31 protein-coding genes and 2 pseudogenes are annotated in these 25,034 nt (G+C 50.4%); 22 read left to right on the forward strand and 11 right to left on the reverse strand.

The features are described 5' to 3' along the window. Nucleotides 1-41 precede the first annotated feature (41 nt). Entirely contained in the window at nucleotides 42-584 is a 543-nt protein-coding gene (locus ACZ49R_RS08165) for a DUF998 domain-containing protein (protein ID WP_464732657.1), read from the forward strand. Between the two features lie 40 nt (nucleotides 585-624). Next, a complete protein-coding gene (locus ACZ49R_RS08170; protein ID WP_464732658.1) occupies nucleotides 625-852 on the forward strand; it encodes a hypothetical protein in 228 nt (75 codons plus the stop codon). A gap of 266 nt (nucleotides 853-1,118) precedes the next feature. Here ACZ49R_RS08170 and ACZ49R_RS08175 read toward each other — a convergent pair. The 8 genes and pseudogenes from ACZ49R_RS08175 to ACZ49R_RS08210 all read right to left on the reverse strand — a co-directional run. Continuing rightward, nucleotides 1,119-1,481, reverse strand: a pseudogene (locus ACZ49R_RS08175) (transposase family protein); the annotation flags it as partial. Nucleotides 1,482-1,768: 287 nt separating this feature from the next. After that, entirely contained in the window at nucleotides 1,769-3,058 is a 1,290-nt protein-coding gene (gene argH, locus ACZ49R_RS08180; RefSeq protein ID WP_464732659.1) for an argininosuccinate lyase, read from the reverse strand. Between the two features lie 10 nt (nucleotides 3,059-3,068). After that, nucleotides 3,069-3,227 (reverse strand): hypothetical protein, encoded by a 159-nt coding sequence (locus ACZ49R_RS08185; protein ID WP_167827596.1) that lies wholly within the window; start codon nucleotides 3,225-3,227, stop codon nucleotides 3,069-3,071. A gap of 57 nt (nucleotides 3,228-3,284) precedes the next feature. Next, nucleotides 3,285-4,487, reverse strand: a complete 1,203-nt coding sequence (locus ACZ49R_RS08190) for an argininosuccinate synthase (RefSeq protein ID WP_464734113.1) — start codon at nucleotides 4,485-4,487, stop codon at nucleotides 3,285-3,287. Beyond that, nucleotides 4,488-4,673, reverse strand: coding sequence for an alpha-aminoadipate/glutamate carrier protein LysW (locus tag ACZ49R_RS08195; RefSeq protein WP_011762034.1), 186 nt, complete (start codon nucleotides 4,671-4,673; stop codon nucleotides 4,488-4,490). A gap of 69 nt (nucleotides 4,674-4,742) precedes the next feature. Continuing rightward, nucleotides 4,743-5,528, reverse strand: a complete 786-nt coding sequence (locus ACZ49R_RS08200; protein WP_464732660.1) for a [LysW]-aminoadipate/[LysW]-glutamate kinase — start codon at nucleotides 5,526-5,528, stop codon at nucleotides 4,743-4,745. Then, nucleotides 5,525-6,583 (reverse strand): N-acetyl-gamma-glutamyl-phosphate reductase, encoded by a 1,059-nt coding sequence (gene argC, locus ACZ49R_RS08205; RefSeq protein WP_464732661.1) that lies wholly within the window; start codon nucleotides 6,581-6,583, stop codon nucleotides 5,525-5,527. Before argC ends, ACZ49R_RS08200 begins: the two co-directional genes overlap by 4 nt. After that, nucleotides 6,580-7,257 carry a hypothetical protein gene (locus tag ACZ49R_RS08210; RefSeq protein WP_464732662.1) on the reverse strand — a complete coding sequence of 226 codons (678 nt, stop codon included), beginning with the start codon at nucleotides 7,255-7,257 and terminating at the stop codon, nucleotides 6,580-6,582. Before ACZ49R_RS08210 ends, argC begins: the two co-directional genes overlap by 4 nt. 112 nt (nucleotides 7,258-7,369) lie before the next feature. On the opposite strand from ACZ49R_RS08210, the gene thrC reads away from it, so the two are divergent. The 6 genes from thrC (at nucleotide 7,370) to ACZ49R_RS08240 (ending at nucleotide 14,426) form a co-directional block, all read left to right on the forward strand. Further along, nucleotides 7,370-8,581, forward strand: coding sequence for a threonine synthase (thrC, locus tag ACZ49R_RS08215; RefSeq protein ID WP_464732663.1), 1,212 nt, complete (start codon nucleotides 7,370-7,372; stop codon nucleotides 8,579-8,581). Continuing rightward, on the forward strand, nucleotides 8,578-9,585 hold the full coding sequence (locus tag ACZ49R_RS08220) for an amino acid kinase family protein (protein WP_464732664.1): 1,008 nt from the start codon (nucleotides 8,578-8,580) through the stop codon (nucleotides 9,583-9,585). Before thrC ends, ACZ49R_RS08220 begins: the two co-directional genes overlap by 4 nt. Then, on the forward strand, nucleotides 9,573-10,589 hold the full coding sequence (gene asd, locus ACZ49R_RS08225; protein ID WP_464732665.1) for an aspartate-semialdehyde dehydrogenase: 1,017 nt from the start codon (nucleotides 9,573-9,575) through the stop codon (nucleotides 10,587-10,589). Before ACZ49R_RS08220 ends, asd begins: the two co-directional genes overlap by 13 nt. Nucleotides 10,590-10,617: 28 nt before the next feature. Next, nucleotides 10,618-11,532 carry a homoserine dehydrogenase gene (locus ACZ49R_RS08230; RefSeq protein WP_464732666.1) on the forward strand — a complete coding sequence of 305 codons (915 nt, stop codon included), beginning with the start codon at nucleotides 10,618-10,620 and terminating at the stop codon, nucleotides 11,530-11,532. Between the two features lie 257 nt (nucleotides 11,533-11,789). Next, entirely contained in the window at nucleotides 11,790-13,799 is a 2,010-nt protein-coding gene (gene acs / locus ACZ49R_RS08235) for an acetate--CoA ligase (protein ID WP_464732667.1), read from the forward strand. A gap of 75 nt (nucleotides 13,800-13,874) precedes the next feature. Further along, the gene (locus tag ACZ49R_RS08240; RefSeq protein WP_464732668.1) at nucleotides 13,875-14,426 is read left to right on the forward strand and encodes an acetate uptake transporter; all 552 of its coding nucleotides are present in this window, start codon (nucleotides 13,875-13,877) and stop codon (nucleotides 14,424-14,426) included. A gap of 275 nt (nucleotides 14,427-14,701) precedes the next feature. Here ACZ49R_RS08240 and ACZ49R_RS08245 read toward each other — a convergent pair whose 3' ends face one another. Next, the gene (locus ACZ49R_RS08245; RefSeq protein WP_464732669.1) at nucleotides 14,702-14,905 is read right to left on the reverse strand and encodes a hypothetical protein; all 204 of its coding nucleotides are present in this window, start codon (nucleotides 14,903-14,905) and stop codon (nucleotides 14,702-14,704) included. Nucleotides 14,906-14,992: 87 nt separating this feature from the next. Here ACZ49R_RS08245 and ACZ49R_RS08250 point away from each other — a divergent pair, with 87 nt between their 5' ends. The 12 genes from ACZ49R_RS08250 to ACZ49R_RS08305 all read left to right on the forward strand — a co-directional run bounded on the left by ACZ49R_RS08250 (nucleotide 14,993) and on the right by ACZ49R_RS08305 (nucleotide 22,848). Then, the gene (locus ACZ49R_RS08250) at nucleotides 14,993-15,952 is read left to right on the forward strand and encodes a molybdopterin-dependent oxidoreductase (protein WP_464732670.1); all 960 of its coding nucleotides are present in this window, start codon (nucleotides 14,993-14,995) and stop codon (nucleotides 15,950-15,952) included. Nucleotides 15,953-16,005: 53 nt separating this feature from the next. After that, on the forward strand, nucleotides 16,006-16,620 hold the full coding sequence (locus ACZ49R_RS08255; protein WP_464732671.1) for a hypothetical protein: 615 nt from the start codon (nucleotides 16,006-16,008) through the stop codon (nucleotides 16,618-16,620). Nucleotides 16,621-16,676: 56 nt separating this feature from the next. Continuing rightward, nucleotides 16,677-16,946: a molybdopterin-dependent oxidoreductase gene (locus tag ACZ49R_RS08260; RefSeq protein WP_464732672.1), complete on the forward strand. Its 270-nt coding sequence runs from the start codon at nucleotides 16,677-16,679 to the stop codon at nucleotides 16,944-16,946. Nucleotides 16,947-17,055: 109 nt separating this feature from the next. Further along, nucleotides 17,056-17,502: a hypothetical protein gene (locus ACZ49R_RS08265; RefSeq protein WP_464732673.1), complete on the forward strand. Its 447-nt coding sequence runs from the start codon at nucleotides 17,056-17,058 to the stop codon at nucleotides 17,500-17,502. Next, nucleotides 17,484-17,978 carry a molybdopterin dinucleotide binding domain-containing protein gene (locus ACZ49R_RS08270; RefSeq protein ID WP_464732674.1) on the forward strand — a complete coding sequence of 165 codons (495 nt, stop codon included), beginning with the start codon at nucleotides 17,484-17,486 and terminating at the stop codon, nucleotides 17,976-17,978. The genes ACZ49R_RS08265 and ACZ49R_RS08270 overlap by 19 nt, the downstream gene beginning before the upstream one ends. After that, complete coding sequence (locus ACZ49R_RS08275) at nucleotides 17,975-18,658, forward strand: 4Fe-4S dicluster domain-containing protein (protein WP_464732675.1); 684 nt, start codon at nucleotides 17,975-17,977, stop codon at nucleotides 18,656-18,658. The genes ACZ49R_RS08270 and ACZ49R_RS08275 overlap by 4 nt, the downstream gene beginning before the upstream one ends. Continuing rightward, on the forward strand, nucleotides 18,655-18,975 hold the full coding sequence (locus ACZ49R_RS08280; RefSeq protein WP_464732676.1) for a hypothetical protein: 321 nt from the start codon (nucleotides 18,655-18,657) through the stop codon (nucleotides 18,973-18,975). Before ACZ49R_RS08275 ends, ACZ49R_RS08280 begins: the two co-directional genes overlap by 4 nt. Further along, on the forward strand, nucleotides 18,936-19,481 hold the full coding sequence (locus tag ACZ49R_RS08285) for a hypothetical protein (RefSeq protein WP_464732677.1): 546 nt from the start codon (nucleotides 18,936-18,938) through the stop codon (nucleotides 19,479-19,481). Before ACZ49R_RS08280 ends, ACZ49R_RS08285 begins: the two co-directional genes overlap by 40 nt. 58 nt (nucleotides 19,482-19,539) lie before the next feature. Continuing rightward, nucleotides 19,540-20,700, forward strand: a complete 1,161-nt coding sequence (locus ACZ49R_RS08290) for an NAD(P)/FAD-dependent oxidoreductase (RefSeq protein WP_464732678.1) — start codon at nucleotides 19,540-19,542, stop codon at nucleotides 20,698-20,700. Then, nucleotides 20,697-21,125: a helical membrane plugin domain-containing protein gene (locus tag ACZ49R_RS08295; protein ID WP_464732679.1), complete on the forward strand. Its 429-nt coding sequence runs from the start codon at nucleotides 20,697-20,699 to the stop codon at nucleotides 21,123-21,125. The genes ACZ49R_RS08290 and ACZ49R_RS08295 overlap by 4 nt, the downstream gene beginning before the upstream one ends. A 74-nt stretch (nucleotides 21,126-21,199) precedes the next feature. After that, nucleotides 21,200-21,934, forward strand: coding sequence for an SDR family oxidoreductase (locus ACZ49R_RS08300; RefSeq protein WP_464732680.1), 735 nt, complete (start codon nucleotides 21,200-21,202; stop codon nucleotides 21,932-21,934). A gap of 107 nt (nucleotides 21,935-22,041) precedes the next feature. Beyond that, nucleotides 22,042-22,848: a CoA-transferase gene (locus tag ACZ49R_RS08305; protein ID WP_464732681.1), complete on the forward strand. Its 807-nt coding sequence runs from the start codon at nucleotides 22,042-22,044 to the stop codon at nucleotides 22,846-22,848. Nucleotides 22,849-23,087: 239 nt separating this feature from the next. On the opposite strand, the pseudogene ACZ49R_RS08310 reads toward ACZ49R_RS08305, so the two are convergent. Next, nucleotides 23,088-23,540, reverse strand: a pseudogene (locus tag ACZ49R_RS08310) (zinc ribbon domain-containing protein); the annotation flags it as partial. Between the two features lie 228 nt (nucleotides 23,541-23,768). On the opposite strand from ACZ49R_RS08310, the gene ACZ49R_RS08315 reads away from it, so the two are divergent. Next, nucleotides 23,769-24,026, forward strand: coding sequence for a hypothetical protein (locus ACZ49R_RS08315; protein WP_464732682.1), 258 nt, complete (start codon nucleotides 23,769-23,771; stop codon nucleotides 24,024-24,026). Here ACZ49R_RS08315 and ACZ49R_RS08320 read toward each other — a convergent pair. Next, complete coding sequence (locus ACZ49R_RS08320) at nucleotides 24,011-24,574, reverse strand: YbhB/YbcL family Raf kinase inhibitor-like protein (protein ID WP_464732683.1); 564 nt, start codon at nucleotides 24,572-24,574, stop codon at nucleotides 24,011-24,013. The genes ACZ49R_RS08315 and ACZ49R_RS08320 overlap by 16 nt on opposite strands. 46 nt (nucleotides 24,575-24,620) lie before the next feature. On the opposite strand from ACZ49R_RS08320, the gene ACZ49R_RS08325 reads away from it, so the two are divergent. Beyond that, nucleotides 24,621-25,031, forward strand: a complete 411-nt coding sequence (locus tag ACZ49R_RS08325; protein WP_464732684.1) for a hypothetical protein — start codon at nucleotides 24,621-24,623, stop codon at nucleotides 25,029-25,031. Nucleotides 25,032-25,034: the final 3 nt, after the last annotated feature.

Below are 25,034 nucleotides of genomic sequence, written 5' to 3' on the forward strand. Positions count from 1 at the left end.
CTATACCTGCAATACTTATTAATATCTAAAAACTTTTTTCTATGCTCGGCAAAATACTTTTAGTATTAGGTTCTTTACAGTTTATAGTTGTAATGTTAATTGCAGAACAGCTCTACCCCGGCTACAACCCAATGTATAACTACATCAGCGACCTAGGAGCTTTAAAAGCGCCGACATCCGCACTTTTTAACACAAGCGTCATTCTCCTCGGCCTATTAGGTCTCGCCGCGGCTACACTTCTCAGAAAAGAACTCGGCTCCTTAGGAGCTGCAATACTCGCAATTGCAGCCATGGGGGCTGTGGGAGTTGGGATATTCCCAGAGGACTACGGCACTCCCCACGGAGTGTCTGCATTAATTGCGTTTTTCTTCGGCGCAATAACTGTTATAATTATGGGGCTTAGAAAAGGCGGGATTTATAAATTACTAGGCATAGCGATGGGAGCCATATCGCTGGTCGCTCTCATGTTGTTCATACCTAGAACCCAAACTCCGCTTGGAATAGGCGGGTTAGAGAGACTAATAGTATACCCAGTGTTGCTGTATTTCATAATATATGGCCTCAGTAGACAAAAAACTCGTTAAAGTAGTCGCCGCTATACCCACCGGACATAAACATTTAAGGATGGCCTTGTTTTTTGACAGCGGCGACGTGATTGTCCTCACAGAAGCTCTCGCGGCAGGCATAGCGAGGGCATATATAGACGTAGTAACACACCCGACTAGAAGAGGCGTTGTCCTCTGTGTTAAAGAAATCGACGGAAAACCAGGCTATGCCAAAATCCAGTTGGTAGAATGTGGAGGAGAAGAAGATGCAATAAGAGAAATAGATACACTAATAAGAAACACATAGCAACGTCCCCTACCTCTCTTTATTTTCCCGACGGCAAAACACGTCAAGACTCTCTCGGTGAGATTTTTCGTTCACATTTTCTCGACGGAGTTATCCTAGCGTCTCCCTATCTCTTTCTTGCCCCTCCCTGGGGGACTTGGGGGCCTGTCTCGGGTGTGCCGGGGCGAGGGGGCGGCTCATATGGGGGCCGGCCACAAGTCGTCTGTTGTAACAGTCTGGCGCCCCCGTCTGCCGCCCCAGGGCCAGGCGCCGTTCGTAAGAAGTAGTTACGAGGTTAAAAGTTCGATAGTCGCGAGGGTAGAAAAAGTGGGCTGTTTTGTCTTCTGGAGGATTTCCCAATACCTCTTCTCTGCCCATATCACGGGGACGTTGTCTCTATGCGCTCTGAAGCCACAGGCGTACTTCATAACGCGGTTTTCTACCTCCACCATCTTTGCGCCACGCTTCGGACAGATGGCCGAATACAACCTCTCTTCCAGATACGGAAGACCGTGCCACTGAGCCAGCTTCTTCAATCTCCTCCTCAGCTGGCCGAGGCCATCGAGGAGATGTTTCTCCTCTCCCCTCCAACTATCCTCCTTGAGCTCTCGGTACGCGTCGTCTTCCATCGCGTCAACCACGACGGCGGCTGTATTCAACAGTCTGTCTCCGTTGCGAAGCCAAGATGGCAGAGGAGAAAAACCACATAATGCGTCGTCTAACACGAAATTAACTCCTAAATTCAACTGCTACGTCGAGGAAGTCGTTTAGTGTACACATCGGGTGCCAGAAGTTAAAGGCGTAGTGCAAACAATCTCTGGACGTATAAAGCTATAGGGACAAGAGAGTTGACTCGCTTCAAGAGTTAAGTAAGTAGTAATAATTATTCTTATTGAAATAGGCGAAAAGAGTTGAAAAGTTTGTATAAAAGGAATTGCTAGAGTGGTTTTTCTCTGCAGAATACAAGCCGTGTTGAGGCGGCTTTTTTTACCTCTTCTGGGTTTGCCGAGCCGCGGGTTGGCCTCTGGAGGGCCTCCTCTATCGACATAAGTCTTGCCGTCCCCTCTTTGATTTCTTTTGCGAGTTGGAAGTAGGCCTTGCGGAAGGGCACACCGCTTAGAGCTATTGTCTCTGCGGTGTCTGAAGACGTGGAGTGGTATCTTTCGGCATCTTCTCTAGCCTTGACGCAGTTAAACGACATTTTTTCTAGAAAGTCTATAAATATCTCTACGCCTTCAGTCGCCATATTTAACACAGCCCAGAGGTGTCTCGTGGCCTCTTGCAAGTCTAAGCTGTAGCCCAGTCCGATTTTCATAACTACGGCGTTGAGCGCTGTGAGATGGCCGAGGGCCTCTGCGGCTCTGGCTCTAAACACCTCTAGTGTCACTAAATTTCTCTTGTGCGGCATTATACTACTAGTTGAGACGTGACTGTCTGGAGCCGCCACATACCCCACGAGGGGGCTGTTCCACCTAACTAAGTCGTCTACAGTACGTGACAGCTCTGTTAGAAAAGATACGACAGCCGAGGCTAGGGCTAGGGCGAAAAAGCGGCTTCCAGAGGCGTACAAGGCGTTTTCTACAACATCTTCAAAACCGGCTAGTTTGGCGAGTCTCTCGCGGTCTATAGGCGCCCTTGTGCCTCCCGCCGGTCCTGCTCCAAGCGGCGATCTTTTGAGGAGTTTTTCAACGGCTTTTAAAACGTGGAGGAATTCAGCCGCCAGCTCGTCTACAGCTAAGAGGTAATGTCCAAAGGTTATGGCTTGTGCAGGCTGGAAGTGGGTGAAGCTTGGCATGGCGCAGTCTGCATACTCCAGCGCCTTTTTGGCAAGGATACATCTCATATTCTCCACATTTTTTCTAAGCGCGCTGGCTTTTCTAAGGGCGGCTAGCCTAATAGCCGCAGCGACGTGGTCATTACGAGAGCGGCCTAATCCAACCCACCCCGCGGTCTCTTCTCCAAGCCGGTCTATCAGCCATTTTTCAAGAGCCTCGTGTATATCTTCAAACTCGCTACTTAACAACTGCTCTGGAGTCGCCTCTTTGAGCGTTTTTAAAATGGCGTCTGCCGCCTCTTTAGGCATGATGCCGACCTCAGCCAGATGTTTGACATGTGCCTCCATCACCTTTATGACTTCCTCCGCTATTTCTACGTCGTCTTTAATACTCGACGTATATCTCTTTATCAACTCTCCCTCTTCGCCAATCCAAGACCTGTAAAAAGACATGTAGAAAGAACTATGTTGGTATTTCTAGTCTTTCTGTTAGAAGCTCGACGCCGCATTTTGGACAGCAGTAGGTTACAACTACATATCTCTTAGTCTGGTTCTTCCGACCGCATTCTACCGGCTTTACAGGTCTTTTGCAGTTGGGACATACTACTGTTCTTTGCCCCATCGCCCCTAGAAAAATATACAATATAAAACCTTATCTCAAATATATAGACTATATTCCTTAGAGCTTGTTCTGTCTCTTCCTAAGGGCAGTCAGCGAGTGGAGACTCCATATCTCAATGAATCCTCTAGCTTCTTCGTCGCTGGGGTACCACCCGGCGCTGTAGTCGGCAAGCTCCTTGCTGTAGCCGCCGTATGGCGAGTCGCGGCCCACGATTTGTACAGAGCCCTTATAGAGCTTAACTCTCACCTCCCCTGTGGCCCATCTTTCCATCTCTTCTGCGGCTTTTTCAAGTGCGTTACGGAGTGGCTCTACCCACAAGCCTTGGTACACTAAGTCGGCCCACTGGGGGTCTAGGACGTGGTGTTTAAACCTAAGCTCCCGCGGCGTCAGTACGAGCTTTTCTAAGTCTCTATGGGCGTGGAATAATATCACGGCGGCGGGTGCCTCGTAGACTTCTCTGCTTTTGAAGCCGACGAGCCTATTTTCGATATGGTCTATACGCCCCACTCCGTGGGCTCCGCCTATGTGGTTTAGAGTTGTAACGAGAGATACCATGTCCATCTTCTCCCCGTTTATTGAGGTTGGTATGCCGTTTTTAAAACCTATGGTAATATAGACAGGCTCTTGTGGCGCCTTTTCAGGGGAGACAGTCCATTTGAAGACGTCTTCTCCTGGCTCGGCCATGGGGTCGTCTAGAGGCCCTCCTTCGATAGACCGGCTCCATAAGTTGTCGTCAATACTATACTTCTTGTGTTCCTCGCTGATGGGTAAGCCGTGTCTCCTGGCGTATTCAATTTCCTCAGCCCGCGTCATACCCCATATTCTCGCAGGGGCGATGATCTTTAGGTCTGGCGCAAGGGCTTTGACAGTTACGTCAAACCTCACTTGGTCGTTGCCCTTGCTAGTAGAGCCGTGGGCTATGGCATCTGCACCAACTCTCCGCGCCACATCTACCGCCTTAGCTGCAATTAGAGGTCTGGCAAGAGCAGTGCCCAAGGGGTACAGCCCTTCGTACATGCCGTTCATCAAGATGGCACGTGTTATATACTCTTCGGCAAATTCTCTCTTGGCATCTATATAGAAGTGTTGAGTAGCCCCCGCCTTATAGGCGCGCTCTTCAATTTTTGTAAAATCCTCCTCTTGGCCTACGTCAACAGTTACTGTATATACCTCGGCGTTAAATTTCTCCTTAAGCCACCTAATAGCTACGGTGGTGTCGAGGCCGCCGGAGTAGGCGAGGACTATCTTACTCGCCCCGATTTACTCGCCATAGTCTTCCACATCGCCTTTAAATTCCTCTAGCGACACAGCGCCTCCCTTGATTCTAACGATATATCTCGCGCCGCAGGTGGGACAACTAGTTATTTCGCCATCCATAACATCCTCTGGTAGTTCAAACTCTGTCCCACAGACGTTGCATTTTACCACTAGTTTTTGTGTCGCCATGATCAGTAAGACTTAACTAGTATATAAATTTTTCTCCATAACATGTTCTTTATAAACTTTTATAAATTACTACAAGTTTTTTACAATATGAGTCCCAGATCCGTTAAGCGCAACGTCTATTGGGTTTTCCACAAGGCCGTTGGAAATTACAACCTCTATGCCGCTCTTTGCAGCTTCTGCAGCCATAAGCAATTTCCTCTTCATACCTCCCCTCACCTCTTCGCTTTTTACCAACTCCTCCGCCTCCTCTGCCGTTAGGCGAGGCACAACTCTCCCGCCTATTATAAGGCCGTCGACGTCGCTTAGTAAAACCAACTGCCTGGCGCCAACTGCCTTTGCCACATCAAAGGCGAGTTGATCTCCATCTACGTTGAGAAGCTCGCCCTTTTCTGACACCGCTATGGGAGAAAGCACTTTTAGAGGCGGCGGCTTAAGTCTATCGGCAGCTATATGGACTACCCTCCCCACATACCCCCCGTCTACAACTCTCTGCCTCCCCCTCTCGTCTACTATAAGAACTTTTTCTTTCCGCTTCGCTCTTACAACGCCGAGATCAGCCCCAGTGAGACCAAGCGCTTCTACGCCAAGCGCGTGTAGAGAGGCGACAATCTGTTTATTTATCCAAGACATAGCCATTACAAAAACCTTAAGCGTCTCCAAGTCTGTATAACGGCTGGTTAAACCCCCGGGGTGGGTTAAAAACTTCGGCTCTATCCCAAGTCTCTTTAACATCTCATTTACTAAACAACCTCCCCCGTGAACTATTATGGCTCTATCTGCATATTTAGGCAAGTTCTGTATTACTTTAGAGACGTCTTTACAAACTACCGAGCCGCCGACTTTTATAACAATCATAGCGGAGCTATAGGTATTTGTCTCAATCCCTCGTCCTCTGGAAAGCCCATAGCTATATTAAACGCCTGTACAGCTTGTCCAGCCGCGCCACGTACTAAGTTGTCAATTGCGGCAAATGTGACCACTCTATTCAGCCGTGGGTCTAATTCAAAGCCGAGATCTACTATATTTGTGCCAAGTACATACTTCACATTGGGATACCTCGAGATGCCCAGCCTATCTTTCACAATCCGTATAAATTTCGAATCGCCATATAGAGCTCTGTAGTATCTCCACATATCTGTCTCGCTTGGAAGTTTTTCAACATATACATGGCCTGTTGTAAATATGCCACGTACTATATCGACGGCATGTGGCGTAAAGGCAATACGCACCTTTCTGCCCGCAAGTCTTGTGAGCTCTTGTTCTATCTCAGCGATGTGGCGGTGGTGGACAGGTTCGTAAGGCCTAACGACGTAAGTCCTAAAGCTGTGGAGATCTACAACCGACCCCTCAGCGCCGGCTCCGCTAGATCCTATCTTGGCGTCTACCACAGGAGGTGTGTCGCTTAACAAGCCGAATTTTGCCAGAGGCGCCAACATTAGAATTGAAGCAGTCGCCATACATCCCGGTACAGCCACTAGCTTAGCACCGACGAGTTCGTCGCGGTGTAGCTCAGGTTGGCCGTAGACGGCCTTCTGGAGGAGGTCGGGATATGGGTGAGGCTGCGGCCATTTGTACCATTCAACGTAGGCGTTGGGATCTTTAAGCCGGAAGTCGGCGCTTAGGTCAAAGACGGCCACCCCCGACTCGTAGAGCTTGGGCACCCACTTCACTGACTCGCCGTGGGGAAGCGCGAGGAAGACCACGTCGGCTTTCAGCGCTACGTCTATGGAGGGCTCTACAAACTTCAGCTGGGTGAAGCCCCTGAGGTTAGGGTGGACCCTATATACATACTCCCCTTTGAATCTCCTAGAGGTGGCGCAGACGACCTCCACTCCTCTGTGTTGTAACAATATGCGTAAAAGCTCGCCGCCAGTAAAACCAGAGGCCCCAACGATACAGACCTTCTTCATATCAACTCGGCCACCAAGGCGGCCTCTTCTTTAGTCTCTAGAGGTGGCACGGGGTCTATATCTACTACATATAACTTCCCGCCATAGTCTCCAAGTGTTATCTTGGCGTAGAAAAGCCCTAGATGTGATAAAATATCTTCCGCCAGGCCAGACGCATGTTTTATAGTCGCAAATATTGACACAAGCCGGTGCGGCTTGGGGATAACCACCGAGACTTTGGCAAGCGGATTCCGCATATACATCCTATGTTCTATCACGCTTTTCGCTCCCTCGACGCTGGTAACACTTCCATCTAAGGCTAGTTTCCACGCTGTCAAAAGAACCCACGGCTTCTCGATCTCCACCTTCTCTACAGAAAAGTCGGATAAAACTACGGCATATGGAGGCCCAAACTTGGGGAGCCAAGACAGCCTGTTTAAAGCCGCGATAATACCACTGGGCGGGTTTATACTATGTTCTGCTAAAGAGCCATATACGACGGCGGCATATGGGTTCTTTATTCTCAAAAACGCCACCCCTGGGATCCTATGTAAAGGGGTCTCGGAGATATTTACAATAACTGTCTTAAATCCTCTAGAGGTAAGCGCATCTGCTATATATCTTTCAGAAACCGTGGGCGAGTCTGTGAGTAAATAAATCGCCCCACTTTCCCCTCTGGCCCCAGATCCATACACGCCACATAAGCCCACTATATAAATCTTTTCTTCACTCTTTGGAATATATTCTCTCTATCTCATGCCTACTTTCCGAGTGTCACATATTAATATCAACAGGGCCAAGGCGGAGTTGCGGGGGTGTTATGTCTTCACCTATATAGAAAAGATTATAAAGAGCTGTTTTCTAAATCGCTATGGAGGGGATTTCGGGGACAGTTCATATCTCAGGTGTGTAAACTGCGGGGCTGTATACGCGTCGAACTTTAGGCTATATAGATGTCCAAAATGCGGGGGACTTCTCGACGTAGTTGTCCGCGATAAATACTGGGCTCCAAAAGGCAGAGGTGTGTGGCGCTATGCCTCAATGTTGCCGCTTAAAAACGGCGTTTCGCTCGGCGAGGGCATGACCCCCCTTGTGAAATCAAACCTAGGCGAAAACTTATACATCAAGTTCGAGGGGGCGAACCCCACGGGTAGTTTTAAAGACAGAGGTATGGCCCTTGGCGTTACTATAGCTAAAGAAAGTGGCGCGTCTAAAGTCGTTGTAGCCTCCACTGGAAATACGGCAGCATCTGCGGCAGCGTATGCCGCAAGAGCTGGGCTAAAGTGTTATGTTGTTTTGCCCAGGGGCAATGTGGCTAGAGGCAAGTTGATACAAGCGGCGTTACACGGCGCAGAGCTTGTAATGGTAAGCGGGTTGTTTGATAAAGCTTTAGAATATGTAGTGACCTACGGCACAAAATACGCATATCCCCTCAACAGCTTTAACCCCTGGAGGTTAGAAGGTCAGAAAACCCTCGCCTTTGAGATATATGAAGAGTTGGGCTGTCCAGACTATGTAATTGTGCCTGTTGGAAATGCTGGAAATATTTCAGCAATCTGGAAAGGCTTTAAAGAACTGGGAGAGCTCGGCTTATGTAAAAAGCTCCCGAAGATGGTCGGAGTACAAGCAGAAGGCGCCGCCCCCTTGGCAACGGCATGGCAAAAAGGTTTAAAAACCCCCTTCTTTATCGACGAGCCAGAGACTGTGGCTACGGCTATTAAAATTGGAAAGCCTATCAATTGGCCTAAGGCTATGGCCGCAGTGAGAGAGTCAGAGGGCTTTTTCACAACTGTGTCAGACGGCGAGATTTTAAAAGCCCAGAAGTTGCTAGCGTCAAAAGACGGAGTAGGCTCTGAGCCCGCCGGCGCGGCTTCTGTAGCCGCCGCGCTTAAATTAAAGTTAAGTGGGACTATAGTCGCCGTGGTGACAGGACATGCACTTAAGGATCCAGACGTAGTGGAAGTAGATGCAAAAGAGGTGAGAAACGCGGAGGAGTTGGTTGAATTGTTGGAAAGATGAAACCGGTTGTAAAAATTGGGGGCTCGTTATTAAGAACAGCCGGAGACTTCCTTAAAGCTGTCGAGTTTATCTCTCTGTTTAAAGAACCCCCCGTCGTCGTCGTATCGGCAATAAAGGGAGTTACAGACATGTTACTAGAGTTGGAAAAGACCAGAAGTTACCTACTCTATGAGGAGATTCTACATAAACATCTGGCGGTTGCTAGACTTTTGGGCGTAGAGGAGAAAATTACGCCGATGTTAAAAGAGCTGGAAGAGGCGCTTAAGCTACCCCGGGCTGAGTGGACAGCTGACTATTTCGCGTCGTTTGGAGAAAGACTCTCGGCAACAATACTATATGCAGTATGTGAAAAGAAGGGGATCCCAGCCAAGCTTTTCATAGCCCCCATAAGGACAAATAGTAGATTTGGCAACGCAGAGCCTCTACAACTTGAGCAAAAGGAAGAAATTGCCAATGGTAGTACAGTGGCTGTGGTTACTGGGTTTATAGGTAGAGACGGCGAGGGTAGATATACAACAGTTGGGCGGGGCGGGAGTGATTACACTGCGACATACATTGGTAAAGAGATAGGAGCGAGAAAGGTCTCGCTTGTGACAGACGCCCCTGGCGTAATGACGGCAGATCCCAAGGAGGTGGAAGACGCCGAGGTGTTGCCGCTGATGTCTATACAAGAGGCTATAGAGGCGGCTAAAGCCGGCGCCAAAAACTTCCACCCACGTACATTTATACCAGTAATTGAGGCGGATATGTCGGTAGAAGTTAGAAGTTATAACAGCAGAGGGACTCTTATTAGCAATATCTATTCGCCGCCGCCCTATAAGATAGTTATTAGATGCGGACAGGGCAGTTGTGTCATAGGGCTAGCGGCATACGAGTTGACAAAACTAGGCGGCGTACCTCTTGGCACATATACTGTAAAAATCGACATCCCGCCGCGTCAAGCACATGAATACCTAATTAAACCATATATAAAACATATCCGAGATTATATATGGACCGCCTAAAGGTGTATATCTTGGGAGCAACAGGTCTAGTGGGACAAAGGTATGTACAACTATTGGCTAAACACCCTTGGTTTGAAATTGTTGGCCTAGCGGCTTCGGAAAAAAACGCAGGCAAAACCCTGGCGCAGACCGGGTGGGTGTTAGAAGAGCCGCCGCCTCCCCACATCGCCGAGATGAAAATAGAAAAACTCGACGTAGAAAAGATACCACGTGTCGATTTTGTATTCTCGGCGTTGCCGAGCGAAGTAGCCGCTAAAGTAGAGCCGCAACTCGCCGCCAGGGGATATATGATATTGTCAAACGCCAGCAACATGCGTATGGATCCCGATGTACCGCTGATAGTACCTGAGATAAACCACGAGGACTTGTCCCTACTGGAGAGACAGAGGGTTAAGAGAGGCTGGAGCGGCGGCGTGGTGAAGAAGCCCAACTGCACAACCACCATACTCAACCTCCCCCTAAAGCCCATTCTAGACGAGTGGGGCATAGAGAGAATACACATAGTGACTATGCAAGCTCTCAGCGGTGCAGGATACGGCGGAGTGCCCAGCGTGGCGATAGTGGACAACTTAATACCATATATAAGAGGCGAGGAAGAGAAAGTCGTAGCGGAGACTAAGAAGATACTTAAGACAGATTTCGAGATATATGTAACTACGACGCGCGTCCCTGTTTTAGACGGCCATACCGAGGTGGTGTATGTAGATACAAGAAAAGATTTTGACCCAACTGCGGTAGCCGACGCTCTTGCCAAATTCAAGGGGCTCCCCCAGGAACTTAAGCTACCCACGGCCCCCGAGAGACCTATAGAGGTGAGACCTCAGATAGATAGACCACAGCCGCGGTTAGATCGGTGGGCTGGCGGCGGCATGGCGGTCGTAGTTGGGAGAATTAGGAAGTTAGCTCCGCGAAAACTTGCGTTTGTTGTACTAGGCCATAACACAGTGAGGGGGGCTGCCGGCAACTCTATATTGACGGCAGAGCTTATGATAAAAACGCGATAAATTTTAAAAAGAGACGCTAGACCATTGCATGATTTTGTTATTCGGATTTGGAGGAGTCGGGAGGACATACGCCGAACTTCTCTACGAAAAAACCGATATTAGGATAGTTGCCGTATTCGACAGCGGGGGTGGCGTTGGGAAAAAAGACGGTTTTACACCACATGAAATTAAACAGCTCTTAAAAACGCCGCGAGGCAATGTCTCTAGAGCAGGCGTTGGGAAAAATATCAGCTTAGACGAGGCTCTTGAGATTAGCCAAGTAGTTGTAGATGTAAGCCCCCCAAATTATGAAACTGGAGAACCATCTCTCACACTTTATAAAAAGGCGCAGACACGCGGCCTCGCCGTAGTTACCGCCAATAAGGCCCCCCTGGCGCTGGCATTCCAGGAGGTGGCGAGGAAACGCTTGTATTACAAGGCAACCGTCATGGCTGGGACCCCCCTGATAGATCTATTGAAAGGACTACCACCACAGAGAGTCCTTCGTATAAGAGGGATATTAAACGGTAGTACTAACTATATACTAACTAGAGTGTATAAAGACGGAATGCCATTTGAAAAAGCGGTGGAAGAGGCTAGAGAAATGGGAATTCTAGAGCCAGATCCCCGCCTAGATCTAGAAGGCATAGACCCCGCCGCCAAAATTGTCATAATTGGAAATACCCTAGGGATACGCCTCACTTTACGCGACGTCGTAAGAAAACCGCTGACCCTCCTCGGCCCTGTGACTAGATACCTAGCTATTTTAGACTCCATAGAGCAAAAGGCGTTAGTAGAACCGGCGAGACTAGACATAGACGATCCACTCCATGTAGACTACACCATGAATGCCGTAGAGATAACAACAGAAACAAATACAATATTAATAAAGGGCAAAGGCGCCGGTAGAAAAGAAACAGCATACTCACTCATTAACGACACGGTAAAGGCACTCAATAATTAGACTATAAATTATGTTTAGTTATGAGCTAAGACGTTTGACGAAATACATTGATGTGACATTGTTATAAGATAACTGCAATTATATACAGGATATATCAAATTTCGATAAGTATAGAAAATATAGTAAATATTTCTAAGTTATATAATATAACTAAGTAAAATAGAGAATCTATATTGTTATAAGAACCATTTTATACGTCAAGTAGAGAAAAGTATAATTAAGAAAAATCTTTAAAAAATCAAATTATTTAACCATACATGTCTATAGAACTTAAAGAAAAGGAAGCCGAGTTACCATTTAAAGAATATATAATGAACCAGAGGTGGCAATATAAATATACTCCAATTGATGCATATTTCAAATTTCATAAACAGACAGTGGAAAATCTAGAGACTTTTTGGGAAAGCGTCGCAAAAGAACTAGAGTGGTTTAGGCCTTGGGATAAGGTGTTAGATGCGTCTAACCCGCCGTTTTATAAATGGTTTGTAGGAGGCCGCTTAAATCTCTCATATCTTGCAATAGACAGACATGTAAAAACTTGGCGTAAGAACAAGCTGGCCCTAGAATGGGAGGGGGAACCCGTTGACGAAAACGGCTACCCCACAGACCGGAGGAAGCTCACGTACTACGACTTCTTCCGCGAGGTAAATAGAGTTGCGTGTATGTTAAAATGCAACTTTGGCATAAAGAAGGGAGATAGAATCACCATATATCTGCCCATGATACCGGAGCTCCCTATTACTATGTTCGCCGCATGGAGAATAGGGGCAATTACAAATGTGGTCTTCTCAGGCTTCTCTGCAGACGCGCTGGCGGAGCGTATAAATGACTCACAATCTCGCCTAGTGATTACCGCAGACGGCTTCTGGCGTAGAGGTAAAGTAGTAAAACTTAAAGAGATTGTAGACGTTGCGCTTGAAAAAGCGACGGGAGTAGAACACGTAATTGTATACCCAAGGCTAGGGCTTAAAGACGTCCCAATGACCGAGGGTAGAGACTACTGGTGGAACAAGATTATGCAAGGGATACCAACCAATGTATACATAGAACCCGAGCCTGTGGAGAGCGAACACCCAGCTTTCATTCTCTACACCTCAGGCACCACAGGGAAGCCAAAGGGCATTATACATGACACAGGCGGTTGGGCGGTACACGTATACGCCACTATGAAGTGGGTTTTTGACATAAAAGACGACGATGTATTTTGGTGCACTGCAGATATAGGATGGGTCACGGGACACTCATACGTCGTCCTAGGCCCAATGTTGATGGGCGCTACACAAGTGATGTATGAAGGCGCGCCTGACTATCCGCAGCCAGACCGCTGGTGGGCTATTATCGAGAGATATGGGGTGACGATACTCTACACTTCGCCGACGGCTATACGCATGTTTATGCGCTACGGCGAGGAGTGGCCAAAGAAACACGACTTGTCTACTCTCAGGATAATACACTCTGTAGGCGAGCCCATAAACCCAGAGGCTTGGAGATGGGCATATCGCGTCCTCGGCGGTGAAAAAGTAGCATTTGGCTCCACATGGTGGATGACGGAGACAGGAGGTATAGTGATCTCCCACGCCCCCGGCTTATATCTAGTCCCCATGAAGCCCGGCACCAATGGCCCGCCTCTGCCGGGGTTTGAAGTAGATGTAGTGGATGAGAATGGTAGTCCGGTGCCTCCGGGTGTTAGGGGGTATCTTGTCATAAAGAGGCCTTGGCCTGGTATGCTCCACGGCATTTGGGGTGACCCCGACCGCTATATCAAGACGTACTGGTCTAGATTCCCCGGCATGTTCTACGCTGGCGACTATGCAGTAAAAGATCAAGATGGCTATATTTGGGTTCTCGGCAGGGCAGACGAAGTGATAAAAGTCGCCGGCCACCGCCTTGGCACATACGAGCTGGAGTCAGCCTTAATATCACACCCAACAGTAGCAGAAGCCGCAGTAATAGGAATACCAGACCCAATCAAAGGAGAAGTACCAATAGCATTTGTAGTACTAAAAACAGGCACAACACCATCAGACGAGCTAAGAAAAGAACTTAGAGAACATGTGAGAAAAACCATCGGGCCAATAGCCGAGCCAGCCCAAATATTCTTCGTATCAAAGCTCCCCAAGACCCGCTCAGGTAAGATAATGCGCCGCCTCCTAAAGGCCGTCGCCACGGGAGCGCCGCTGGGAGACACCACCACCTTAGAGGACGAGACCTCAGTGGAGGAGGCCAAGAGGGCATACGAAGAGCTAAAAAGAGAGATATCTCAATAAAAAATATCTACTTTTACATTATTAAAGAGTTTTTATCAGCATCAATATTTAAAAACACAATAATCAATAATGTACATGGCCAACGGAAATACCGCAAATCCGGCGCCGCTAGGTCTATCCGGCTTCGCGTTGACAACTCTGGTGTTGAGTGCCTTCAACGCTGGCCTATTAAGCGACAAAGGCGTCCCTGTCGTGTTGGGGCTTGCAGCTTTTTACGGCGGCCTGGCACAGCTCGTCGCTGGCATTCTCGAGTATTTTAAGGGCAACACCTTCGGCTACGTTGCGTTCTTCACCTATGGAGCCTTCTGGGAATGGTTTTATGTCACTGTAGTGTATTTCCCATCTGCTCTCCCATATGTGTCTATAGTGTTGTGGGCGTTTGGCATATTTACCTTCATAATGTGGATAGGGACATTTAGGGCCAATGCGGCACTCTTCGTGGTGTTCCTTCTGTTGTGGATCACGTTCTTCTTGCTTGCAAGTGGGGCGACAACTGCGGGGGGCTTCGTCGGCATATTGACTGCGCTTGCTGCTTGGTATACAGCCTTTGCACAGATACTGGCTGAGATGTGGGGAAAGCCCGCTGGCGCTTTCCTAGGTCCACCTATTATAAAAACTAAAAAATAATAAAAATACTTTTTGAATTTTCTTGTTATTATTTTTTTATAATATTGAAATGGATATATATGGTTTGACGGCAGAGCCGACAAAGCTATAAAAATCGCCGGCCACCGCATTGGCACAATAGAGGTGGAGTCTGCCCTTTTGACTCACGTCCCCCTACCTCTTTCTTGGCGCCACGTCCCCCGGGCGACCCGCTCCCTCGCCCCGGCGCACCCGAGGCGGGCCCCCAAGTCCCCCAGAGAGGGGCCAAGAAAGAGGTAGGGGGACGACCCCTCGCCCTACTTAGAACGCCTAAGGGGGAGGGCTAGGAGGCTGGTGGAGGCGGCTAAACCGGCGAGAGGCAGGAGTTGGATGGAGTTTGTAGAAACCGTGCATGTAACAATGGCGCAGTACCTCAGGGGACGCTCCAGCTTGACGTAGCTATAAAAGCGCTGAGAGAGATAGAGAAACATCTCGAAATCTAGTGTATATAACTTGTACACATATGTACACAATACATTTATCTTGAACAACCTTGTACAACTACAACATGTATAATAATATTTAAAGATATTAAAATTCTTTTTTCCATGGAAGTCTCTAGAAGAGAAGTTTTGAAAGCGGGCGCCACTATTGGCTTGATCGGCGGCGTCTCTGGCATTCTTCTAAAGGCGGCGGTTGAACAGTCTAAGGCCGAGGCGGCGGCCTCTACAATAACGTCGGTGCCCTCTATTTGCGGGATGTGTATGGCCCAGTGCGTGATCTATATCGACGTCGTAGACGGCAAGCCGGTGCGGATTAGGCCAAATACAAACGCGCCGACGAGCGCCAAGGGCATATGCGCCCGCGGCGTCTCCGGCACTTTCAATGCCTGGCTTAACCCAGACGCAATAAAGAAGCCCATGGCTAGGAGGGCTCTCGTGGATTGGGCCCAGGGGAAGATAAGCTGGGAGGAGGCCAAGAGACAGCTTGAGACAAACCGCGGCAGATACGACGACATGGTCGAGGTTGATTGGAAAACCGCCATAGACATAATCGCCAAGAAGCTCAAGGAGCTGGCCGACAACAACGAGCGCCACGCCTTTACATTCCTCTTCGGCGCCTGGGGGCCCGTCGCCAGCATGAGGGCGGGCGTGCCGATCGCGAGGTTCGCTGATGTATACGGCGGGGGCATGATAACCTTCGACAACCCCTACTGCACCTACCCGAGGTACCTAGGCCACTGGCTCACCTGGGGCCACGGGCACCAGGCCCACGTCGCTTGTATAGACTACGGCGAGGCCGAGGCTGTGCTTGTGGTGAGGAGAAACGTCATCGGCGCTGGGGTTGTCACTGAGACGTGGCGTTTTATGGAGGCCGTGAGGCGCGGGGCGAAGCTGGTGGTCCTAAGCCCGGTGTTTGACGAAACCGCCTCCTACGCCGACGTGTGGCTCCCGGTGAAGCCGGGGACAGACCTCGCGGTGCTTCTGGCCTTCATAAAGTACGTGCTTGACAACGGCTATTACATGGCCGAATATCTGAGGCGGTTTACCAACGCCCCCTCCTCATAAAGCCGGACGGCCTCCCCTTGCTGGCCTCTGAGGTAGACTGGGGCAAATACGGCGTGAAAGAGCCGGCTTTTGCCTACGTCGTGTGGGACGAAGCCGCCGGTGGGCCGGCCCCCGACAACGCGGCGCAGAGGGCGGCTCTCTTCGGCGAGTATGAGGTGGCGCTTAAAGACGGGAGCGTCGTAAAGGTGAAGACCGCGCTACAGATACTCAGGGAGTGGGTAGACGCGAACCTCTCGGCGCTGGCGCAGAAACACGGCGTGAAGGACTACATGGAGGCCGCCGCCAGAGAGGCCGACGTCGATGTAAACGACCTCAGAAGGGCGGCGGAGATCGTGGCTAAATACAGGGCTGTGTCTCCCATCGGCTGGCACGACCCGAGGTACAGCAACTCTCCACAGACGTGGAGAGCAGTCGGAGTGTTGATGGCACTCCTCGGGAGAATACAGCAGCCAGGCGGCCTCTTCCTACTCACACACCTCATAATGCCCTACGCAGACGTGTATACGAAAGTCATGAAGTATACAAAGAAGGACGTCCCCTACAAGACCATCCGCGGCTTGACCTTCGGCGAGTACGTCTCCGCGAACCTCCGTGGAATATATGTCATCCCCATAGCGCCTCCCTCCCCGGCCCCAGCGATAGAGGCGCGCCGCCTGTCAAGTCGTTAACTGAGGTCTGGGGCGAGGAGGCGGAGAAGGAGAGCTATCTCTACCCCTACGACGCGGTGCAGGCGCTTTACGAGAGCGTGGTGCACGGCAAGCCGTTTAAGACCAAGGTGGTGTTCATCACCGGCTCCAGCCCCATCCCGCAGATTGGAAACAGCAGACTTGTGGAGGAGATCTTCAGAAACCTGGAGCTGGTAATCGTCCACGACATCCAGTTCAACGACACGACGGCCTTCGCCGACGTAATGCTGCCGGACACCCCCTACCCGGAGCGTATGGATCTAGCGCTTCCCGGGGCCCTTCTCGCCGTTTCCAGCCATATCTGTTAGATTCCCTTGGTACTACGAGGAGTACAAGAAGAAGCTGGCGACCGGCGGGAAGCCGGGCGAGTTAGACAAGGCGTTTAGGTCTAGAGATGGGCGGACGGCCTTCGAGGTGTTGCTCATGATCGCCCGGAGACTTTCGCAACTGGGCGTCAAACCCCGCGACGGAACTGAGTGGTCTCAGAACATGCCCGTGGGGATGATCACCGAAGAGGGGATATTCCCTATACCCAATCTGGAGAGGTTCATCAATGCGCAGCTCCGCAGAGTTCGTATCGTGGACGAGGCGGGGAACGTGAGGGCGCCCACGGTGGAGGACATCTACAAAATGGGGGGCTACATGGTGTTGGTGCCCACGGGCCGCGTTGAAGCTGTGAAAGACGAGCTCTGGAGCAAGGCGCTGGGGAGAGACGTGGTGGTGAGGGTACACGTCTACAAGCTTGTGAAATATAGCGTTGACCTCGAGGAGAGGCTCTGGAGGACTATCTACTACAACTCGCCGATGGCGAGGGGGAGGCGCCATTGCCGACGCTCAGCGGCAGGGTGGAGATATACAGCATAAACTTGGCCTACGACGTGAGGAGGGTCTTCGGCAAGCCCGCCACCTCGATCGACCCCTCCGACCTAGAGGGCAAGAAGAGCGGCGTGGATCCGCTGTTTTCGCCGGTGCCGCTCTACGCGGGTATGGCTAGGCCGGACTACATGTGGGCAACCGGCCCGGCGACGGAGGACGTGGAGATAAACGGGCTGGTCCCGCCGGAGCCGCCCAGGAGGCTGTTGCTCGTATACCGCCACGGGCCCTACACCCACAGCAACACCCAGAACAACCTCTTGCTCAACACGCTGACCCCCAGCGAGCTGTTGACCGCCTGGATGCATCCGGACACCGCCGCGGCCCTCGGCGTAAAAGACGGCGACTGGATAGAGGTGAAGCCAGCGGCGCCCAAGGTGGCAAAGCAGCTGGAGTCGGTAAAGCTAGGCACGCCTGGCGCCATAGGCAACACGGTCGTAGAAGTGAGCAAGGTGGGCGGGCTATGAGGCCGGTCTTCGTCATCGACATAAACAAATGCGTTGGCTGTCGCGCGTGTGTAGCCGCTTGCATAGTGGAGCACGGCCAGGTGTTCACCGCGGCTAAGCCGGCGAATGTGGGCAAGCCGCTGACAGTGAGGCTGAGGACTTGGGTAGAGTGGAGGGAGGGGCCTGGGCCCTCCAGGAGGTTTATCTCTTCGCTGTGTTACCACTGCGAAGACGCGCCGTGTCAAAGGGTATGCCCCACGGGCGCGACGTATAAGACGAAGAAGGGCGTGGTGCTGGTAGATAAGAACCTCTGCATCGGCTGTGGCTACTGCATAATTGCGTGTCTTTACGGCTCTAGATACAGGCCCGAGCCACACGAGTGGCGCGAGGCGGAGGAGCAGCCTCTCGTCAAAGAGGCCAAGGCCAGCGCCCAGTATGGAGGCGTCATGTTCAAGCCGCCTGTGCCCAATAAGTGGGCGTTTAGGGCAGACGCCGTCGACAAATGCACCTTCTGTTACCACCGCTACGACGGGAAGCTGTGGAAACCCGCGTGTGTAGAGGTGCGTCCCACCGGCTCTAGGCTATTCGGCGATCTCGACGACCCGAACGATCCAGTAGCGGAGTTGGTGCGGAGAGGCGTTGCGAAGCTGGCTAGGCCAGATCTAAAGACAGGGGGAAGAGTGTACTACGTGGGGCTATGATCGTCCGCAACAACGTCTGGGGTCTGCTCATCGCTGTCGAGATGACTCTGTTGGCTATAGCCAGCTTCGCCGTTGTGTGGGCGTATATATTCTGGCGGAGAGGCGATTTAAAAGCTGCCGCCGTAGGCGGAGCCCTCGGCGTAGTTATGCCGGCTGCCGCCCTCGGCATCTTAGTCTCCGAACTGCTGAAGCTTGCGGCCGGCGTGTTGGTGTTGCCGTTGCTGAACCCCATGCCAACCTGTCCAGCTGGATGGTGTGGGGAGCCACCGGCGTATCTATGCTACTACTATTCTCGTTGCTGTTCACGCTCCCGCTGATAAAACCGCTGGATAGAGTTGCCATATGGGGGAGGAGCCGCGTCGTTATGAACCTACTAGGGCTGTTGATGTCGCTGTTTGGAGTTTTTGTTGCCCTATACACGGGGCTGGTGGTGGCGTACGAGAGAGGCATACCGTTTTGGCACAGTGCCGCGGTGCCGCCAGTAGCGCTGTTCCTCGGCGTTGCCGCCAGTAGCGGTGTCTACGGGCTGATAGGCAAGAAGGAGACCGCCCCGTGGATTGCAGCTGGGAGCGGACTTGCGGCGTTGACATATCTAGCGCATCTATACATCTCCTCCATTGGCCCAGCCGCCGCAGCGTATAGTGCGCAAGGTGCGATGTCCGACCCAATAACGTTTGGCGGCGTTGTATTAGCGCTGGTGGCAACAGCGCTGGCGTTAAGTGAGAGACGGGCGGGAATAGTTACCGCTGGCGTGTTAGCTATCATTGCTACATTTCTAATTAGAACATCTCTATTGCTCTGGGGCGCTTGGGACTTTCCTTAATGTACACAAATGTACATTTTTTATAAAAATGTTTATAAAGAAGTACTTATTGTAGCACATGCCAAAAAGGTTGCTAATATTGGGGGGCGGTACCGGCGGACTTATTATTTCGAGAGAAGTTAGGGAGCTGTTAGAGCCTGGTGAAGTTGAGATAACGGTAGTGGACAAGAACGACCGGACCGAGTTCCGCCCGTCGTATCTATATGTAGCCTTTGGATATAGGAAGCCAGAGCAAATAAGCGCCCCTCTAGAAAATCTGAAACGTTACAAGATAAACTTTGTGAAAGCCAAAGTTACTAAGATAGACCCGGCAAATAGGAGAGTCTCTACCACCGCGGGCGATTTTAGTTACGATAACTTAGTTGTAGCGCTTGGCGCCGAGACTGTAGATACAGGATTTCCACATACTTGGGAATTAGAACCGTCGCTGAAAGTTGCAGAAACTCTATCTAAGGTGAAACAAGGGCATATAGTAATTGGTGTCTATTCTATGCCATATCGCTGTCCGCCAGCGCCAATAGAATTAGCCATGTTGACTCATTTCTACTATCTCACAAAAGGTCTTAGAGACAAGGTTAAGATAACAGTAGTACATCCTATGAAGCGGCCCTTTGAGAACTTTGGCCCCATGGCCGCCAAGTGGATGTCTGGCTTTTTACAACAGCTCGGGATAGAATATGTGGGGATAGGTCAGGATACCGCCATTAAATCTCTTGGTAAAAACGAGCTTGAGACTACGACAGGCGAAAGAATTAAATTCGACGCGGCGTTTATCATACCGCCACATAAGGCGCCAGACCCAGTCTTAAACAGCGATTTGGTGAAAAACGGTTGGGCGGCGCCCCGCAATCCTGCCAACGGCGATTTCCGTAGCGAGAAATACGACGACATATATGTGGTAGGAGACGTTGTTGCACCTAATGTGCCAGTGGGCATGGCCGGCACAATCTTACATTCATATGCGCCGTGGGTAGTGAGCAATATTGTGGCAGATTTAGTGGGGGTCTCTTTGGGAAAGCCGCCGTTTAGAATTGTGGGGACGTGCGCGCTTGATGTTGGTGCCTATGGAATGGCCGCCGCCTGCGACTTCACGTCATTTGTGAAGAAGCAGAAGCCATATCCAGACTGCATGTTCCTACCGCCCAGTCCAGTGACTAGGATATTTAAAGAAATGTTTGAGAAGATATACTTTAATTGGTTGTTGGGGGTAGTGCCATGACAGAGGTAGTTGCAATTCCCAAGGCCGACTACGAAAAGCTACTAGCTGAAGTCGCAGCACTTAGGAAGGAAGTAGAGGAGCTAAGCTCGCTCCTCCTCCCCATAAAGATTGTCCTAGAGAAGTTACCACATTTGATGGCCGACATACAAGTGTTTAAGGTGGCGGCGCCGCTTATATCAATGTTGTCTATTATGGACGCAGCTGATTTAAATGCCATGGGAGCTGCTATGCAAGGCGGCGTCATATGTACAAGCAAGGCACTTAGACAAATAGCAGAAAACGGAGCGCCAAAAGTAGGCCTCCTCGGCCTCCTCAACGCTATGAGAGATCCAGAAGTACAGAAAGCCATGGGTATTATGTTGACAATACTAAAGTCTATGGGCAGTTGCATGGAGGAGAATCTAAAGCAAGTTAGTGAGAAATAAATATTGAAAATTTATATTTTTCTATATTTAATTTTTTAGAGAATATTTATATATTATACTGTTGTTAAAGAGTGGTGCCGACGGCTGTGGTTACAGGCTCTGGCAGAGGCATTGGAAGGGCTATAGCCGTGAGATTTGCCAAAGAGGGTTGGAATGTCGTAATTAATGCAAAAAGAGGAAAGGAGGAGGCTGAAGAAACGCTTAGACTTGTAAAGGCGGCTGGAGGTAGCGGCGTAGTTGTACTTGCAGACGTCTCTACTAGAGGTGGGTGTAGAGATGTTATACAAGCGGCAGTTGATAGCTTTGGCGGACTTGATGCGTTGATTAATAACGCGGGGTTGGGGCTCTACTCTCTTTTTGTAAATGCCGACGATAGACTTATAGAAAAACAGCTTGAAGTGTCGTTAAAGTCTGTTATCTATTGTTCGCAAGAAGCGGCAAGAGTAATGAAAGAGGGCTCTATAGTCAATATAGCATCAATAGCGGGTATTAAACCACTTCCTGGTCTATCTATATATAGTGCCGCCAAAGCCGCCATCTTAAACTTAACGCAAGCTCTTGCTATAGAGTTGGCACCGCGTATTAGAGTAAACGCCGTGGCTCCCGGCGTTGTTAAGACAAAGATGGGCGATAGCTTGTTAAAACTACTCGGGATATCTGACGAAGAATTTGCAAACAAATATACGCTGTTGGGAAAGATCGTTACTCCAGAGGATGTCGCCGAAGTGGTTTGGATGTTGGTAAAAATACCTACAATTACTGGGCAGGTTATTGTCATAGATTCGGGTCAGCTACTCCTTGGCAGATAGGGTTTGTAAACATTGGTATTTTTTTTTTTGGCAGATTTAACATTTTGGCTTTAATACATCTCTTTTCCGACGAAAATTGACATTTAAGCTTTTACAGCTGATATAATGTGATAAAGAAATTTGTATCGGCTGCCGAAGCTGTTTCTAAAATTCCAGATGGCGCCGCTGTTGTAATTTCAGGTTTTAATGCGTCGACAGCGCCGTTTTATCTAATCGACGTGTTGTTAAAACGATATATGGAGACTGGTCGTCCAAAGAATCTCTTTATTATATCTGACGCAATCCCGGCTGTACCTGGCTTTGGTATTGATAAAATTGGCAAGCTTATATTGGAGAACCCCGGCCAAGAGTTTGTCCGCGGGTTTCTACTGCCGTTTTATGGCTGGGCGCCTGAGTTACAGAAAGCTGTCATGAAAAACCTAGTGGAGGCCTATACTTGGCCTATTGGCATAGTTACGAGATGGCTAAGGGCCACTGCAGTAGGAATCCCTGGTGTCTTTAGCAGAGTGGGGCTAGGGACTTTTTTAGACCCGCGACAAGACGGCCCCTATCTAAACGACTTGGCTAGAGAAAGAAAGACTGTGAGAATAGACCTAGTGGAGATAGATGGGAGGGAGTATCTGCTCTACAAAGCGCCGAAGCCTAATGTTGCTCTCATTAGAGCTACGACGGCAGATGAAATAGGTAACTTAAGTATGGAGCAGGAGGCTATTTACGGCTCTGTACTTTCTATAGTAGAAGCAGTTAAGGCATATCCCGGGGGGTCTTGTAGTAGCCCAAGTATTGAGAGTTGGAACTCTTGGCGAGATTCATCCAAAACACGTGTTTGTACCTGGGCCTCTTGTAGATTATGTCGTTATAGCGAGGCGGGGGACAGAAGTAGAAAAATACCATTGGCAGACGGCGTCTTTTGACTTAAACCCCCGTGATTAGCGGAGATGTGCCATATAGAGTAGTTCATGAGCCAATGCCTCTTACAGCTGAAAAAGTCGTCGCAAGGAGAGTGGTTGTAGAGTTAGTTAGACTAATTAAAAACCTGGGTAGACCTGTTATAGTAAACCTTGGCATTGGAATACCTGCATTAGTTGCTGACGTAATACGCGAGGAACGCCTTGACGATTTTATTCACATGACTGTAGAGTCGGGGCCTTGGGGCGGCGTAGCTCTTTTTCAATTTTACAACAAAAGGCGGTATGCCCAACTTCCGCACTCTGACGGCGCCACTCTTTAAGTCGACGAAGACGGCCCTACTCACGTCTCTCTCGTTTTCAATCCTAAGTTGGGCGTCGAGCGGAACCGCCCGGTGGAACACGACATCGCGCCAGGACACTTTGGCTTGCTTTACGAAGTACTTCTTGAGACCGTATTTGAGAAACACCTCCTCAATAATCCGCCGTGCCAGCTCCCGTCTCTCGGGAGTGAGAAGACGGTCAAGCTCCTCCGTCGTTAGCTTCGGCTCCTCTTGCCCAGTCAACTCCTTCAACAGCCTTCTGACATACTCCTCCGTTGCCAAGTGCATTCTTGTCACAAGGTCTAGGACGTCCGGCCGCTCCTCGACGAGACGCCATGGGATTCTGATCTTCAGCGTCCTGTATGCTTGGCTCATATGTGTGCCCGGCGTGGGGAAGAAAAACTAGTTGAAATATTCGACGTTCAACCTTCACGCTTCACCTGTAAAACGGCATTGCTGTAACACAGGTGAATCGAAGGAATAGAAATCCCTAAGGAATTGAATCGTTCACCTGACTTTCAGCGTCGCCGTAAGTCAGGTGAAGCGGAATAGTTGAAAGGGTATCTCCTTAACTAGCTTTTCTCCCTCACGCCCTGTACGCATATGGGCCAAGTCTATAGAGTGCTGAAGATCAAAATTCCCTGGCGCGTCGTTGTTAAAAGGCCCGACGTCCTGGATCTGGCGACGCGCATGCGCCTCGCGTCGGAGGAATTCGCAAGGAAACTAAGGGAGCTGACCGGGAGAGAGGGCCAAGCTCGCGCCGGAGGAGTTGGTCAGACTCCTCACGCCAGACAGGCGGGAGCCGGCCCTCAGGATGGCCGAGGAGGTTCTCGCCAAGCACGAGCTCAGCGGTCTTGTTGACTATAGAGGCCGACTATTTCGCCCGATGCGACCACATGCGAGGAGGCGACGCTGAGTATCTCTCTGTCAGACGCGCCGGGCTGTACGTCGAGCTGCGAGTCTAGGGCCAAAACTATGAAGATATAATGATGGGGCGGACCGGGCGGTGGACACGGGCCTCCGTACCCAACCTTGCCGAAGTCGTTGGTCCCTTGTTCGCCATACTTCACAATGGGCTGCTTGGGGATATTGGAAGGCAGACTTGTGACGTTAGGCGGAATATTGTACAAAACCCAGTGCACGAAGTATCCTCCAGGCGCGTCGACGTCCACGACGGCCACTAAGAGGGCCTTGGCATCTTGAGGTACGCCGGACCAACGTAGAGGTGGAGAGACGTCAGCTCCATCGCAAGTGTAGTCGGCGGGTATAAACGAGCCGTTCGCAAAGGCTGGGGAGGCAACAAGGATCGTGGCGACGCGCCCTACGGGCCTGTGCTGTCGGCTCCACAGAGCGAGGAGCAGCGCAGCAAGGACGGCGACCGCGGCTATTATCAGAAGGAGCCTCCTCATGTCCGGTCTAACGAGCGATTTAATATTTTTGGTCGGAGGTTTCATCGTGGTAGTAATTGTGCGTTACGGCGAATTGGCGATCAAGAGGGGATCTACTAGGAGGGAGATGGAAGAGCTACTTATCAGAGCCATTAGAGAGGCGACGTCCGAATGCGGGACGTCCACGACGAGGAGGGAGCCCGGCCGTATATTTATCTATAGCGAGAACGACGAGTGTGTAGCCGCGAGGGCCGCCCGCGTGTTTGGAGTCGTATCGGCAAGCCCCGCCCATGAGACTACGTTCGACAGCCTAGAGGAGTTGGCCAAATGGGCCGCTGGACTGTGGGCCAAGGAGGTAGCCGGGAGGAAGTTCGCCGTGAGAGTTCACAGAGTAGGAGTCCACAACTTCGCTTCGCGAGATGTGGCCGCCAGGGTGGGGACCCTCTTGGCAGAAGCCGGCGGCAAAGTAGATCTATAGCGC

It is taken from the genome of Pyrobaculum organotrophum, assembly GCF_055384425.1.